The 14,855-nt window shown below is 48.2% G+C and carries 14 protein-coding genes; 13 read left to right on the forward strand and 1 reads right to left on the reverse strand.

What is annotated here, in order from left to right:
* Positions 1-4 precede the first annotated feature (4 nt).
* From RBH92_RS12860 to RBH92_RS12895, 8 genes are all read left to right on the forward strand, one after another.
* Entirely contained in the window at positions 5-571 is a 567-nt protein-coding gene (locus RBH92_RS12860; RefSeq protein ID WP_307932403.1) for a hypothetical protein, read from the forward strand.
* Positions 568-2,859 carry a secretin and TonB N-terminal domain-containing protein gene (locus RBH92_RS12865; protein WP_307932404.1) on the forward strand — a complete coding sequence of 764 codons (2,292 nt, stop codon included), beginning with the start codon at positions 568-570 and terminating at the stop codon, positions 2,857-2,859. Before RBH92_RS12860 ends, RBH92_RS12865 begins: the two co-directional genes overlap by 4 nt.
* 5 nt (positions 2,860-2,864) lie before the next feature.
* On the forward strand, positions 2,865-3,374 hold the full coding sequence (locus RBH92_RS12870; protein WP_307932405.1) for a type II secretion system protein: 510 nt from the start codon (positions 2,865-2,867) through the stop codon (positions 3,372-3,374).
* On the forward strand, positions 3,374-3,763 hold the full coding sequence (locus tag RBH92_RS12875) for a type II secretion system protein (protein ID WP_307932406.1): 390 nt from the start codon (positions 3,374-3,376) through the stop codon (positions 3,761-3,763). The genes RBH92_RS12870 and RBH92_RS12875 overlap by 1 nt, the downstream gene beginning before the upstream one ends.
* A gap of 41 nt (positions 3,764-3,804) precedes the next feature.
* Complete coding sequence (locus tag RBH92_RS12880) at positions 3,805-4,506, forward strand: type II secretion system protein (protein ID WP_307932407.1); 702 nt, start codon at positions 3,805-3,807, stop codon at positions 4,504-4,506.
* A 515-nt stretch (positions 4,507-5,021) separates the two neighbouring features.
* Positions 5,022-6,890, forward strand: coding sequence for a hypothetical protein (locus tag RBH92_RS12885; RefSeq protein WP_307932408.1), 1,869 nt, complete (start codon positions 5,022-5,024; stop codon positions 6,888-6,890).
* A 452-nt stretch (positions 6,891-7,342) separates the two neighbouring features.
* Positions 7,343-7,927 (forward strand): PEP-CTERM sorting domain-containing protein, encoded by a 585-nt coding sequence (locus RBH92_RS12890; RefSeq protein ID WP_307932409.1) that lies wholly within the window; start codon positions 7,343-7,345, stop codon positions 7,925-7,927.
* 329 nt (positions 7,928-8,256) lie between these two features.
* The gene (locus tag RBH92_RS12895) at positions 8,257-8,814 is read left to right on the forward strand and encodes an FxDxF family PEP-CTERM protein (protein WP_307932410.1); all 558 of its coding nucleotides are present in this window, start codon (positions 8,257-8,259) and stop codon (positions 8,812-8,814) included.
* Between the two features lie 78 nt (positions 8,815-8,892).
* On the opposite strand, the gene RBH92_RS12900 is transcribed toward RBH92_RS12895, so the two are convergent.
* Complete coding sequence (locus RBH92_RS12900; protein WP_307932411.1) at positions 8,893-9,285, reverse strand: RidA family protein; 393 nt, start codon at positions 9,283-9,285, stop codon at positions 8,893-8,895.
* A gap of 116 nt (positions 9,286-9,401) precedes the next feature.
* Here RBH92_RS12900 and sbcB point away from each other — a divergent pair, with 116 nt between their 5' ends.
* The 5 genes from sbcB to RBH92_RS12925 all read left to right on the forward strand — a co-directional run bounded on the left by sbcB (position 9,402) and on the right by RBH92_RS12925 (position 14,799).
* A complete protein-coding gene (gene sbcB, locus RBH92_RS12905; RefSeq protein WP_307932412.1) occupies positions 9,402-10,835 on the forward strand; it encodes an exodeoxyribonuclease I in 1,434 nt (477 codons plus the stop codon).
* 144 nt (positions 10,836-10,979) lie between these two features.
* Positions 10,980-12,491 carry a threonine ammonia-lyase, biosynthetic gene (gene ilvA, locus RBH92_RS12910; protein ID WP_307932413.1) on the forward strand — a complete coding sequence of 504 codons (1,512 nt, stop codon included), beginning with the start codon at positions 10,980-10,982 and terminating at the stop codon, positions 12,489-12,491.
* A gap of 266 nt (positions 12,492-12,757) precedes the next feature.
* A complete protein-coding gene (epsA, locus tag RBH92_RS12915) occupies positions 12,758-13,642 on the forward strand; it encodes an XrtB/PEP-CTERM-associated transcriptional regulator EpsA (protein WP_307932414.1) in 885 nt (294 codons plus the stop codon).
* A 360-nt stretch (positions 13,643-14,002) separates the two neighbouring features.
* The gene (locus RBH92_RS12920) at positions 14,003-14,596 is read left to right on the forward strand and encodes a hypothetical protein (protein ID WP_307932415.1); all 594 of its coding nucleotides are present in this window, start codon (positions 14,003-14,005) and stop codon (positions 14,594-14,596) included.
* Positions 14,560-14,799, forward strand: a complete 240-nt coding sequence (locus RBH92_RS12925) for an FxDxF family PEP-CTERM protein (protein ID WP_307932416.1) — start codon at positions 14,560-14,562, stop codon at positions 14,797-14,799. Before RBH92_RS12920 ends, RBH92_RS12925 begins: the two co-directional genes overlap by 37 nt.
* Positions 14,800-14,855 lie beyond the last annotated feature (56 nt).

The raw sequence follows: 14,855 nt of genomic DNA on the forward strand, positions 1-14,855 counted from the left end.
CGACATGGATGCCGCTGAAAGAAAACGGAAAATCATCATTGGGGGTGCATTGATCGCAACCTTAATCGCTGCGCTACTGGTGGAAGACGAGGAAGAACTCGCATTCCAAATGGCGGAAGCGCCGTTGCAGCCATTCAGAACAACGCAGGAAAAAAACCGGAAACCGGAGACCAATACCGTACAGCTGGATGTCAGCAAACTGGGGCAACGGAAATTTAACTCTCAGGCGGGTGAATTATTCGCGTCGACCACCTGGATGCCGAAACAAGTGATGCGCAACGATCCTGAAGAACACGAATTCAAAATCGTGCAGCCGGTCAAAATCGCACCGCCAGTGCCAACGGCCCCCCCTCTGCAATTTAAATATACAGGCAAAACCATTACGGACAATGAAACTTGGGTTTTTCTTTCTCATTCAGGAGAAAATCTCATTACTAAAATTGGCGGAAAAATTAACGATCAATACCGGTTAGATGCGATCAACGACGATACCGTAACCGTCACGTATTTACCGCTCAATGTAAAACAGACCCTCACGATCAATCAAAAACTGGCAGGAAACTTCCGATGAGAAGCTGGAAAATAATCGTTTTGATCATGGTATTTCTGGTTCAAGCGGGATGCGCGATTGATAACAAGACATTCCTACTCAGAAACATCGCATTCTCAGAAGCACAAAAACTAGTATCGGAAGGCAAGCTTGAAAGCGGACTTCTAAAACTTGAGCAAGCGGCACGCGAAGAACCTGAAAACAAAGAGATTCGTGCGATGCTGTTAAGATTACGCGATGAAATACTCAGTAAGCTTTTGTATGATGCGGATGCTCAGTTCAACGCCGGAAATCTCGATCTGGCTGAACAGGGGTATCAGCGCGTTTTAGAAATGTATCCATTCAATGAACGGGCAAAGGATGGGGTCACGGCTGTCAATATCGAACGCCGACATATCGTATCAATTGAGGCGGCAAGAATATTACTGGATAAAGACGATATTATCGGAGCAGAAACAATAGTCCGCGCTGTATTACAAGAAAATTCGCAGCAACCACACGCTCGTCAATTGATTACGCAAATCAATTCAAAACTTTCTCGTCCCGAAGTAACTAATCTGGCGCTTGAATCAGCATTTAAAAAAGCCATCTCAATGGAATTTAAAGATACTGATTTAAAATCGATATTTGAAATAATGTCTCGCACTGCCGGAATAAATTTTGTTTTTGATAAGGACATCAGACAAGACAGTAAAATTTCAATTTTCGTTCGAAACAATACCATTGAAGATATTCTGAAATTAATTCTGACCACGAATCAGCTTACTTATAAGGTGCTTAATAACAACTCATTACTGATTTACCCTAATACGCCCGCGAAACTTAAAGATTATCAGGAATTGGTTGTGCGCAGTTTTCAAGTCGCACACACCGATGTTAAACAAATGGTAGCAATGGTTAGGGGTATCGTTAAAGCAAAAGATATCTATGTCAATGAACAACTTAATTTGTTCATAATGCGCGACACGCTTGAGGCGATTCGTCTTACGGAACGATTAATATCGTTAAACGATTTAGCCGAGCCGGAGGTAATGTTGGATGTTGCAATTCTTGAAATCGCTCGTGGAAATGATTTTCTACTAGGCCCTAATATGCCTCAATCTGTTACCTTCAGTGGCTTAACAGGCGTAGGAGCAGCAGCTCCTCCGGCAACAGCGATTCTTAATCAGATTGGTTCAAATGGTTTAGGTCTGAAGAGCTTTACAATCACCAATCAAGCTAGGATTGATTTCATGCACAACCTAACAACAGGAGACATACTTGCTAATCCCAGAATCAGGGTGACAAATCGCGAAAAAGCCAAGATCCATATTGGTGAGAAACGCCCCTTTTTTACTGCGAATGTGCAACCCGGTGTCACTGCTGTTGTGACTTCGACTCCGACATTTATTGACCTTGGTGTAAAACTGGATGTAGAACCTCGGATTGGATTACACGATGACGTCACGATGAAAACCACACTGGAAGTTAGTAATTTTGTCAGGGATGTACCCGGCCCGAGTGGCGCGACAGCCCCGCTTGTTGGAACTCGCAATGCAGAGACAATTTTGACGTTGAAGGATGGTGAAACACAGGTGTTGGCTGGGTTAATTGATAATCGCGAATTAAGGACTATGACTGGTCTTGCAGGAATTCTTAATATCCCCGGTCTTGACAGACTATTGACAAACCAGAAAGTCAATCGCACAAAATCTGAAATTGTATTGTTAATTACACCTAAGATTATTAGGAATCTACCCAAACTCAGTAACCTAGAAAGAGAATACCATTTCGGTACCGCCAGTGAAGCGGGTAAATTGCCGGTAGCGATCAAAAGGACCGAACCGCAATCCTTAGCCATCGCTCCGGCAGGCTCGGGTCCGGGAGCTGCGCGAGGCATGCCGCCGAACCCGTTCGCCGTTGCAGCCGTGGACGAACTTCCTCCCGAGATGCCCAATCCGTTTGCCAGCATTGCCGCTTCGTCGCCAACGTTTACACTGCAAGCACCGACCAATGTCGGTATGGATAAAGAGTTTTCCGTCAATATCCGGTTGGTGGGCGCTAAAGTGACGGTCAGTTCCGAGGTTCAGCTTAACTATGAGGCCAGTGCGCTGGAGGCACTCGATGAAGGCGACAAATCCGGCTCACGCACCATCAGGCTGGGCAAGGATCAGCCTGCCGGCATGGCGACGCAGATACGTTTCAAAGTCATCGCCGCCAATCCCGGTACGACAGAAATAAATCTCCAGAATGCAGTCGCGGAAGATAAGGAAAATGGCGAATCTGTAGAAGTAACGTTACCGCCACCAGTGACTATCAATTTGAAATAACGCGGATGTTCTTTTTAAAAATCTCTAAAAGACATCAAGGCTTTACCTTAATCGAACTAATGATCGTGATAGTAATCATGGCAATTCTTGCAACCGCCGCGCTACCGTTACGCGAACTCATGGTCAAACGCGAAAAAGAACAAGAGTTACGCGTTGCCTTACGCCAAATTCGAACAGCGATTGACGCTTACAAACAGGCGGTCGATGAAGGAAAAATCGCAAAAAAAGCTGACGAATCCGGCTACCCCCCCCGGCTCGAAGAGTTATTTATGGGTGTGCAAGATATCAAGAGCCCTGATAAAAAAGTCATCTATTTTCTACGCCGCTTGCCCCGTGACCCTATGTTCACCGAATTGGACGTGACCGGCATCGAAGTCACTCCGGCTGCCGATACCTGGGGTAAACGCAGCTACGAAAGTCCATGGGACAGCCCGAAAGAAGGTGACGATGTCTTTGATGTATATTCTCGTTCGGAAGCCATCGGCCTGAACGGCATCCCCTACCGCGAATGGTAATGAGCACCCCCTCTCATCGAAAAGTTTTAGGCTTTACTCTGATAGAGTTGCTGGTGGTCATGGCAATCATCGCCACGCTACTTAGCATCGTAGCACCCCGCTATTTCGGCGCCATCGACAAAACCAAGGAAACCGTTCTGCGTCAGGATCTCGGCATCATGCGCAATGCCATTGATCAATTTTACTCGGACACCGGCAAATACCCGATCGACCTCATGGAACTCGTCGATAAAGGCTATATGCGCAAGGTTCCCGTGGACCCTTTCACCGAGAGCGATCAAACTTGGATTGCCGTTCCTCCCAAAAACGAGTCCGAATCGGGCGTATACGATGTCCATAGCGGTTACAACGGGCGGGCGCTCGATGGCTCGTATTACGAAGAATGGTGACAGCGGCCCCCCATCGGTCCAGCATTCCATCAGCGAAAAACATGATGCAACGCGCGCAGGGTTTTGTGTATCTCTGGGCGTTGTTCGCAGTCGCCGTTACGGGAATTGTCATGGCGGGAACCGGGCAAGTCTGGCAAATCAAGTTACAGCAAGAGAAAGAAGCCGAGTTGCTGTTTATCGGGGAGCAATTCCGCAAAGCGGTGATGTCCTACTATAACAGTCCGGGCGGCACCAAGGAATATCCAAAATCACTGGAGGACTTGATCGAGGACAAACGCTTACCCGCCACCAGACGGCATTTGAGAAAAATTTACATCGATCCGATCACGAACACCGCCGAATGGGGATTGGTCGAAGAAGCGCCGCCCAATACCGGCACCGTAGCAACGTCCAACGTTAATGTCCGGATCACCGGCGTGCATAGTCTTTCCGAGAAAAAACCAATCAAAAAAGAAAAATTCCCGGAACACTACAAAAAATTCTCCGAAGCGATGACTTACCGTGATTGGAAGTTCGTTTATAAACCGGGCGATCCCTCCAGTTCAACCAATCCCGCCTCCCAGCAACAGAAAACCAATACCCCCGGTACCCCCTCACCCTTTGCGCCGCAATCCCCATCCGCAACGGGCGGATCGTCACCTTCCAGACCTTCAACGACCGGTGGCGCTTCCCCGTTTTCACAACAACCCTCAACCGCACCCCAAACTGGCAGCAGCGCGCCCAGTTCGCCGTTCGATGACTGACATCTCGATTCTGGCAGGACAAACGTACTACTTCTTCCACTTATAAAATGGTACATTTGCACTACAAAAGCAGCAGACGCTGCTACCATACCTTAAACGGCGCAGCAACAAAATATCTTATTCTTGATCGAGTAATAAATTTGCATCGCGCATCATGCGCTTAATTTATTGATCTTAAAAGGACGATTACACATTAAAAAGACGCGAGCTTGACATAAAATCTCCCCTTCGAGAAACTCATGCCGGGAATATAATATCAATTTTTCTAATGTTACCTTTCTGAGAAAAACTTGTATAATCTTCAATCATTACCTACATATAATATAAATACGCACTACAGCGCTATTGTTTCTAATTTCCCAAAGTAGTTTAGAAATCAGGCTGCAAGACTGGAAAAGCCTGCTAACCAAACAAACGTAATTCCGCAAAAAATTGCAAGATCCATGCGGAGATATTCGAGTTTAATTAAGCAGTAGAAATGCATCTCAAACATAGATAGAGGAGATAGTTAGCTTATGGACCGTCGCACTTTCTTATTACAAGGTGGAGCAGTTGTATCTTCAGCAGCAGCAACACTGGCTTTCCCAAACATTGTAAGCGCAGGACTTGACTGGCTGAACAGCACTCGAAATGGAATTGATATTTACCGGGATTATGTCAGAGAACCGACAATATTTTTCGATCCAAGCTCAACGGCAACAAAATCCCTTGGCACATTTGAGTTTCCCTACAAAACACAATCCGAGATTGAAAACGTCGTGCGCGGAAACATGTCGGGCGAAGTACTCGGATTCAAACGTGGCACCAAGCTCAGAGTGACCGGAAATCTGGGATTGAATCTTGTCGTTCATGGCGTTGCAACCAATCCATTTTTGATGTGCCCTTACGGCGATGCGGAAGAACTTCCGGTCATTACAAGTGCTGCAGTGGTCAATTGGACACTCCATAATCGTAATGAAAACATCTGGAGTTATTATGTCGGCGCAAACGAGCAAGTAGTCTGGCGGCACGGAGCAAGACTGCCTAAAGCTGAATTCAGCACTACCGGACAAGGCGCTCTAATGCTTCTTCCTGGCTGGTCAGCATTCAACAACGGAACCATGTATATAAGATTGGATTCCGGCGAATCTGCAAACGATGGCTTCACCGAAGTTACTGTGTCTAGATACACGTTTTTACTTAACCCCGATCACACCGTGGCTGATACCGGTAATCTGATCGTGTGTGGATTGGATATCCAAAGCGCGCGCAACAATGCGTTCTTGTGCGTAGCGCGAACCCCGGGGGTTATCTCAGATATTCATAATATTCATATTGTTGGATGCAACTTCTCAGGCGCTGGTGTTGATAATATGGAAAATCTCGGACGCGGCGGCATGGTCGTCTACGGTGTGTCTGATGCGATAAGGGTTAAGGAATTGTATGTCGCCGGTTGCTATTCCGAGAATAACCTGAATAATGCATACGAAATAGCCGGCACCAGCGGGGCGCTGATTGAAAAAAATATGTCTTATAACTGTTCGGGACATTCAGTCATTGAGCTATGGAAGAGCACTGACAATTGCACGGTCCGTTATAACTGGGGCGATTTGTCGGGAGTCAACGGAACTCAAAATCACAAAGCAGGCGGAGGAATCTGGCTCAATAATTTCAATTTTAACGACAGAGGGGACCCGACCAATACATTGAATACTGATTGCAAGTTTGTATTCAACCTGGCAACGCGTTTCAAGTGGTATGGCATTTGGCTCAACGGCGGCTCAGGGCACCTCATACAGCATAATACCTTCTTCGCGGATATGGATGCCACCGCGCCGGATCCCGCTGACAGTTCCAATCAACCCCTTGGCTGGAGAACAACTGGCAATGCGGCGGCAGGTTTTGCGAATATCTCCAATAACCTGTTTTATTGGAAAGCGCCGGAAATCAATAAAAGAAGAATTACCATGCTGGCAATGATGGGTGGAAAACTGGGTAATGAAAACTCTATTCCCACCGGCGATAGTAATATTTATTTTTACGACGCCGAGGGAAGCCGGGAGTCCAATTTCATGTATAACAACAATCGGGGGCAATCTAATTTCTTGATCTACAAAAATGAATTGGCACCTTACGCGCTTGATCAAAACAGTATCTGCTCAAGCCGCATCATAGGAGGAACACTAACCGGATCTGCTCTCGGTTTTATCTCACCGACTATCATGCCGGTTGCTGGCGATCACCGTTATGAACCAGCCAACGCTTTTACACCGTTTGCGGCAGCGGCACTGGGGTTAAAAACGTTAACGGATATTGGCACCGCTTATTACGATGGCAGTCCCTATGTTAGCAGCAACGCAACGATTGGCGCTTTCAGGGGCAGATCTAAAACTGCTGGTCAATAGTTAATTGGAGAGCCAGCCAATTCGCCACTAAAAGAAATTTTTAGTTCGATAAAAGAATAGTGGAGGGATTTCTTGAAGCGAATTGATCATCAAGCACACCATTCGGAAACTAACATAGCGCCAACGATTATCAGGATAGATGTACTGCTTTCCCTATTCAAAAGCGGGACATTTGCACTGCAGATTTAAGTTGCGATTGACTATTTTTTAAACAAGACTATTAAGTTACCATTCCTAAAGCAATTTTTAGGCTGCTCGGATGAATAAAGTTGTCGCTGTCATCATATTTATTTTCGATCAATGCCCTAACGTCATTGCTGAGGGGTTGACAGGTCAATGTTTACCCGTGTATTCATCTTAAATACGCATCAATTTTTTGATAAATTTCAGGTCCCTTGTCAGAGGTTTTTTGAAACGCAGTTGGATTCATAATTTTTTTGGAGATAGAAGAAATGAAATTACGTTACCTCGTTACCATTGCTGCGTCAGCAGCGATTTTCTCAAGTACCGCGTTAGCAGGTACTGCAACCATCCACCTGAACGGCGGAAACTATATCCAATCTGGATCGGTGACCAACACATCGGCGCCGGGCGTTGACATCGTGAAAGTGGTATACGATCTCGGTACCCAAGCAGACGGCATTGCTATTTGGGAAATCTTCGGCAGCACCGGTATCCACTCGAACTTCCTGACCGGTAGCCATTACTCGACCGAAACCTGGGACGGATTGAGCGTCCTTAGCGGCAATACTTTCAATTTCAGCGGACTGGATATCGACTTGATCACAACCGTAGCACCACCGGTTGTTGACAGCGGCACTATTCCTGTACCAGGAGGCCCAAGTTTAGCGAATGCAAGCGTTAGCGTGTATTTCAGCGACGGTTCGTTCGGCACAGCAGAGTTACTGGAACAAGATTGGAATGTGAGCCAAGACCTCGCCATCGCCGCTGTTCCGGAACCTGAAACCTATGCCATGTTACTGGCCGGTTTGGGATTGCTGGGTTTTGCTGCTCGCCGCAGACAACAGATCGCATAATATAATTTGAATCGACCTCAAAAAAGGGCACTCGTATCCGGGTGCTCTTTTTTTATGTTTCTAATTTTATCGATTAGAACACTCTCGAGATGCTTCTTATTTGTTGCTATACGATCACAAATAGAATTAATGAAGTATCACGATTCCAGATAAAAAGTAGTACACTTGTCCCGGTAAAAAGAGTTGCATTTGACTATTTCCCTTGAGGAACTTTTACTCTATTTTACTAATGCAATAAATAAAAAGAAGGAAGATATTATTTCCTCATTTACAAACTGTCCAAAATTTCGTGCAGTTTTATTCATAAACAAAAACGGAGATTAATTATTATGAAATCAAAAATTCTGATGTCTTTATTGGCATTATCATTTGCCGGATTTACCGGCGCCGCAAGCGCAACGACCATCTATTTTAATGACACCGAGTGCCCTACTTGCTCAAGCGGATCGAATGTTGTCGGCAATGAATGGAATTCTTTTGGCATATCGGTAAGCAATGCTTATTGGTACATCGACGGTCGCGATACCTTCGATACCATGGGTTTATCGGTATCTCCTACTCCAGGGATCATCACCTTGTCATCCGTCTCTAACGGCGCAACTATCGATTACTGGGTAATCGGCGGACATCGCAGTGTTTATGAAGCGTTTGACTCCGCTCACGTTTCGCTGGGAAGCCTCGCTGTTGATGCAAGCTCCGGCGATGTATTAGGTACACACTCTTTCTTGGGTGCCGTTGCGTCAATTGAATGGACAGGCGATACCGGATACTCGCAAATCTCTACGCTGACCATTTCTGCAGTTCCGGAACCTGAAACCTATGCCATGTTACTGGCCGGTTTGGGATTGCTGGGTTTCGCTGCTCGCCGCAGACAACAAAACGTTTAATCGGAATCAACTTCAAAAAAAAAGCACCCATTTCCGGGTGCTTTTTTTATTATCTCTACAGCTTATCGCTACCGGATTTCATTCAGTTCCTGCATTGCAATACGCCGTCACCTGAATCTCAATCTTCATGCGCGGGTCCGATAATCCGGCTGTCAGCATCATCGCCGACGGTCTAACATCGCCCAGATATTTTCGCATTACCGGCCAGCATTTTTCGAAATCCCCGGTTTCGGGAAATACGTAAGTAACCCGCACCACATCTTTCATGCTCGATCCGGCTTGCTGCAACGCCATTTCAATATTTTTGAAGCATTGTTCCGCTTGCTCCAATAAATCATCGGAAATGGTCATTTTGCTGTAATCGAAGCCGGTCGTGCCGGATACCAATACCCAATTATCCACGACCACCGCGCGCGAATAACCGATTTCCTTTTCGAAGGTCGAACCTGAACTGATGAGTTTTCGTGCCATACTGTATTTTCCTTATTCGGGTTAAAAATTATTGGTCAAGATACTACTATAATGCGAAGCACAGAAGTGATAAAAAGCATGTTTTCCCAGCCATACGGCCAAACCCGGCAATCGCAATGACCTTTACTTTTTATTGGCATGACTATGAAACGTTCGGCGCTGATCCCAGGCGCGACCGGCCGTCGCAATTTGCCGGCGTGCGCACCGATGAAGCGCTGAACGAGATCGGCGAGCCGCTGGTAATTTATTGCAAACCGCCGCGCGATTATCTGCCACACCCGGAAGCATGCCTGCTCACCGGTATCACCCCGCAGCTCGCCGATGCGCAAGGATTGCCGGAACCCGAGTTTATCGCACGCATTCATGCCGCGCTTTCCCAGCCCGGCACCTGCGGCGTTGGTTACAATTCGCTGCGCTTCGACGATGAAGTCACGCGCTTCACACTCTACCGCAATTTCTTCGATCCGTATGCGCGCGAGTGGCAGCAAGGCAATTCACGCTGGGACATCATCGATCTGGTGCGCATGACATATGCATTGCGTCCCGCCGGGATCATCTGGCCGCAACATGAAGACGGGCAACCGAGTTTCAAACTGGAAGATCTGGTCGCCGCCAACGGTATTGTTCATGAATCCGCGCATGATGCCCTGTCCGACGTACGCGCCACCATCGCCTTGGCGCGCTTGCTGCGCACGCAACAGCCGCGCTTATACGATTGGTTACTGCAACTTCGCGACAAGCGCAAGGCGGCGGCGCAACTTGATCTCACCACACGTAATCCGGTGTTGCACACCACGCGCATGTATCCAGCCAAAGTTGGCTGTACATCGCTGGTCATGCCGCTCATCGCCGAACCGGGCAACAACAACAGCGTGCTGGTTTACGACCTGCGCCACGATCCGGATATGTTTTTGCCGTTGAGCACGGAGGAACTGACGCAATTGCTATTTACCCGCAGCGATGAATTGCCGGAAGGCATGCAGCGGCTGCCGGTCAAATCAGTAAAAATCAACAAATGCCCGGCACTGGCGCCGCGCAATACGCTCGATGATGAGGCCGCCGAGCGCATCGCCTTGGATAAGGACCGGTGCTACCGCCACTGGCAAACACTGTGCAATCACCCCGGTTTCTTTCAACGCGTTGCCGCGGCCTATACCAGCCAATCTTTCGAACCGTGCGGCGATGTCGACGTGGCGTTATACGACGGTTTTTTTGACAATGCCGATGCCTATCTGCTTACGCAGATACGCCACGCCACGCCGCAGCAACTGGCCAGCATGCGTTTCGATTTTCACGACCGGCGATTGCCTGAACTGTTATTTCGCTACCGCGCGCGTAACTGGCCGGAAACTTTGACGCCGGAAGAAAGTGAACGATGGGAACGCTTCCGCTTGCAGCAGTTGATGCAAGCAAACAATGATGGAAATCTGATGACGAATGCATACATCACGCAAATTACGCAATTGCGTGACCGCTATAAAACCGATGAGAATGCAATAACAATCCTCAATGAATTGGAAACTTGGAGCAAAAACCTGCTAAACGCATGAGTTTCTTCTATTGACAGGTATTCCGTTATCAGCAAAACCGTTAATCCAGATAGCCATAACAAAACGCATGCCATCCATGATCATGATAAAATTCTGTTTTTTAGATCCAAACTGGCTTTTGCCTGGCTGTACCCGCTTTCCATCATGAAAAACAATTACCTTGAAAGAATTTTGACCGCGCAGGTTTACGATGTCGCGATCGAGAGTCCGCTGGAACTCGTCGCCAATTTGTCCGGGCGCATCCACAATCAGGTATTGTTGAAACGGGAAGACTTGCAGCAGGTGTTTTCATTCAAGTTGCGCGGTGCGTATAACAAGATGATCAAGTTACCGCCTGCCGTGCGCAATCGCGGCATCATCGCCGCGTCGGCGGGTAACCACGCGCAAGGCGTGGCGTTGGCCGCGAAAAAACTGGATTGCTCCGCCACCATTGTGATGCCGGTAACTACCCCGCAAATCAAGGTGCAGGCGGTCATGGGACATGGCGCTACGGTTGCGTTGCACGGCGATTCGTATAACGATGCCTACGAGCATGCGATTCAACTGGCCAAGGAAGAACAAGTGACGTTCGTGCATCCGTACGATGATCCGGACGTCATCGCCGGGCAAGGAACCATCGGCATGGAAATTTTGCGGCAGCATACCGGCCCGATTCATGCGATCTTCGTGCCGATCGGCGGCGGCGGATTGATTGCCGGAATTGCGGCGTATGTCAAGCGGTTGTATCCGAAAATCAAAATTATCGGCGTTGAGCCGGTCGATGCCGACGCCATGTACCGCTCGCTGCAAAGCGGCCGCCGTATCAAACTGGCGCAAGTCGGTTTGTTCGCCGACGGTGTGGCAGTGCGGCATGTCGGCAAGGAAACGTTCCGCTTGTGCCGCGAATTGGTCGACGAGGTAATGCTGGTCGATACCGACGCGATTTGCGCGGCGATCAAGGATGTGTTCGAAGACACCCGCACCATTCTGGAACCGTCCGGCGCGCTGTCGATCGCCGGTATTAAAGCCTACGTCGCGCGTGAAAAAATTCAACATAAAACTCTGGTGGGAATCGCTTCCGGCGCCAACATGAATTTCGACCGGCTGCGCCATATATCCGAACGCGCCGAAATCGGCGAGCAACGCGAAGCAGTGATCTCCGTGACCATTCCGGAGCAACCCGGCAGTTTCAAGAAATTCTGCAATCTGCTCGGCGCCAAAAGCATCACCGAATTCAATTACCGCTATTCCGATCCGAAAGTGGCGCATGTCTTTGTCGGCGTATCGGTGCGCAATCAGGAAGAAACACAGCAATTAATCAAGGAACTCAAACACAGCGGCTTGGCCACCGAGGACATGAGCAACAACGAAATGGCCAAATTGCATGTGCGCCACTTGGTCGGCGGACGGACGCACGCGGTCAAAAATGAAATTGTTTACCGTTTTGAATTTCCCGACCGCCCCGGCGCGTTGATGAATTTCCTCAACAACATGAGCCACAACTGGAACATCAGCCTGTTCCACTACCGCAACCACGGCGCCGATTATGGTCGCGTCCTGATCGGTATTCAGGTTCCTCCGGAAGAGAAAAACGACTTCAAAGCCTTTCTCAACCAGTTGGGCTACCGCTACTGGGATGAAACCAAGAATCCCGCGTACAAATTGTTTCTTGGGTAACGACATCCCGCCAAACTGTAATTGATACATCGCCAACGGAACCGCCATTTCGGCGGTTTTATCATCCGAAATCATCCAGTGCCTCAAGATACCCGTGACAATTTGCCGCATTGACGCTCCTTGTAAACCCGCACAATAATTGATACAAGATCGAACCGGCACAACTTGCACCAGCGCTACAAATTGCCGGTAACGTAGCGAACAATGGTTCCAGTTTGTCTGGGTGTTGAATCGTTCCCAACTTACTTTTCTTTGAGTTATTACCCTTGGCACTTAATGGAAGTTTAGGACTTTACTTCCGGATCATTCAGGAAGGATTCGCGGTACGTAGCCATTACGACCTGCTCAAATGGCTGCAGGGCGATGTCCAGTGCTTTTTACCGCATCACATCATGCTGGCTCTTTGGATCGGTCCGAATGCAAATCAAGCCGAGTACGATGTGATCTCTGTCTTACCCGGAATCAGAACCGGTTTTCTGACAGCAGAAACGCTTTTATCGCTGCAACGCGAGCTTTACGGCTTATGGCTCACTTCCGGCGGCGCACCCACCCGGCAGCAGTTGGACAGATCGCAAACCAGCGCTCAGAGTGAGCGACTACCGCCGACTGTCTGCAAAATTTTTCAAGGCATGCGATCATTGTTGATACATGGTTTCAGGGATAAGCGCACGAATCAAGACTGCCTCTATCTAATGTTCCATTCGCAGCGTTATTTCGATGATGCCGAGTTGATCTTTCTGGAAGAATTTTTGCCGTATCTTGACAACGCCTTGCGCCGGGTCATGCCGATGTTGCATGCGCAGGACTTATCGTTGACTCGCTTTGAATCACCGCACAACTGCAATCCATCCGGACTGAGCAAACGTGAAGCTGAAATTCTCGATTGGGTGAGATTCGGAAAAACCAACTCTGAAATCGCTGACATTCTCGGAATCAGTATCTCCACCGTGAAAAATCACTTGCAAAACATCTTTAAAAAACTCGATGTGTTTAACCGCATGCAAGCAATCGCAAAAATCGGACAGATGACAGCAATCAAAGATCAAACCCGACTTCGCTCCCAGTTACTGCTAGAAGGAACATCAGGTCAATCAACTAATCCCTATCGCACAGTATCCAAAACAATGCCGCTCATTCTGAATGAGACTTAAAACCATACATCTTGAAAACTTTCACACCAGAAAATCCGGTACAACGCCCGGTAATTCTTTGAATCCAAAACACAGTTCTTCGCTTCATTCCAAGGTTTGAGCGGATATTTTATGTAAGCCGCACGTCGCTTTGTGTTGTATTGCTTTGCACCGAACCGTCGCAGATCATCATTCAAAAATACCTAATATCAAGGGATTATCCAAAATCACTCAATCGTCAATAGTCACATCGGACTATTGTCCGGTTCCGGGCGCCTCGCGCATGCTATGCCGCGAGTGGATCTGCCATTCTGATTTTCTGTCAAGAAAAAAGATTTAATTCCAATCAACAACAAACAAAGGGAAATAACAATGAAACAATTGATTAAGAACGTATTGACGGTATTGATCCTGGGAACGGGGATCGCCTCGGCACCCGCCATGGCCCACTTCTTCCCGAAGATTCTAGGCACATTTGATGGAACATCGGGTGCAACGGCAACGCTCACGGCCAGTGTCCGGGGTAATTACGGCTGGATCGACGGTACCGATGGCGATTGGGGCGATACGCATAGAGTGGTCGCTTATCAATTCACATTGACCAATGCCGCAGAAGTTCAGCTTTCATTCCAGCAAGCAGTCGCCTTTGGCGGGCGCAATGGACTGACCCCCGGATTTTCGCTCCACGGGGGCCATGTGCACGATCCGTTCACGACCCCTGGCGGTCCGGATCACGACTTCTCGGATAGTTCTACCACGCTGCGTAACATCGATAGCGGCGGCGCCTTCACTGAGGGTTCATTTAGAGCATTGACCGACTGGCGGGTCACTAACGAAGCGCCGCTTCATGAACTCTCACCGAGCTTTTTCACCTACATCGGCCATGCTTACGATGGCGTTCAGGACTATGGCACAGGGGTCATTCCCGGGGGGATAACTTGCTGGACAATAGGGTCACGCAAAGTTTTCATCTAGCAGCGGGCGATTACACCGCTTTCGTCGGTGGAAGTAATTATGCCAATCAACTCGTAGCCCTAAGGGACTATGGGGTCAGCGGCACCATCACGGTCATTTCTGCGGTTCCCGAACCGGAAACCTACGCCATGCTGCTTGCAGGCTTGGGTTTGGTTGGCGCGATGACTCGCCGGAGAAAAATGGCTAACGCGGTTAACGGTTAAACCACTCCCGCTTTTTCCTTTTCACTTAACGTAAAAACAGATGACACCATCCGCTC

It is taken from the genome of Nitrosomonas sp. sh817, assembly GCF_030908545.1.
In the GTDB taxonomy this organism is placed as follows: Bacteria; Pseudomonadota; Gammaproteobacteria; order Burkholderiales; family Nitrosomonadaceae; genus Nitrosomonas.

Coding starts and splice junctions, on each gene's coding strand:
- RBH92_RS12865 (WP_307932404.1), top strand. CDS start 568: ATGAGAAGCTGGAAAATAATCGTTTTGATCATGGTATTTCTGGTTCAA.
- RBH92_RS12890 (WP_307932409.1), top strand. CDS start 7,343: ATGAAATTACGTTACCTCGTTACCATTGCTGCGTCAGCAGCGATTTTC.
- RBH92_RS12885 (WP_307932408.1), top strand. CDS start 5,022: ATGGACCGTCGCACTTTCTTATTACAAGGTGGAGCAGTTGTATCTTCA.
- RBH92_RS12875 (WP_307932406.1), top strand. CDS start 3,374: ATGAGCACCCCCTCTCATCGAAAAGTTTTAGGCTTTACTCTGATAGAG.
- RBH92_RS12860 (WP_307932403.1), top strand. CDS start 5: ATGGATGCCGCTGAAAGAAAACGGAAAATCATCATTGGGGGTGCATTG.
- RBH92_RS12900 (WP_307932411.1), bottom strand. CDS start 9,285: ATGGCACGAAAACTCATCAGTTCAGGTTCGACCTTCGAAAAGGAAATC.
- RBH92_RS12895 (WP_307932410.1), top strand. CDS start 8,257: ATGAAATCAAAAATTCTGATGTCTTTATTGGCATTATCATTTGCCGGA.
- RBH92_RS12870 (WP_307932405.1), top strand. CDS start 2,865: ATGTTCTTTTTAAAAATCTCTAAAAGACATCAAGGCTTTACCTTAATC.
- RBH92_RS12880 (WP_307932407.1), top strand. CDS start 3,805: ATGATGCAACGCGCGCAGGGTTTTGTGTATCTCTGGGCGTTGTTCGCA.
- sbcB (WP_307932412.1), top strand. CDS start 9,402: ATGACCTTTACTTTTTATTGGCATGACTATGAAACGTTCGGCGCTGAT.
- ilvA (WP_307932413.1), top strand. CDS start 10,980: ATGAAAAACAATTACCTTGAAAGAATTTTGACCGCGCAGGTTTACGAT.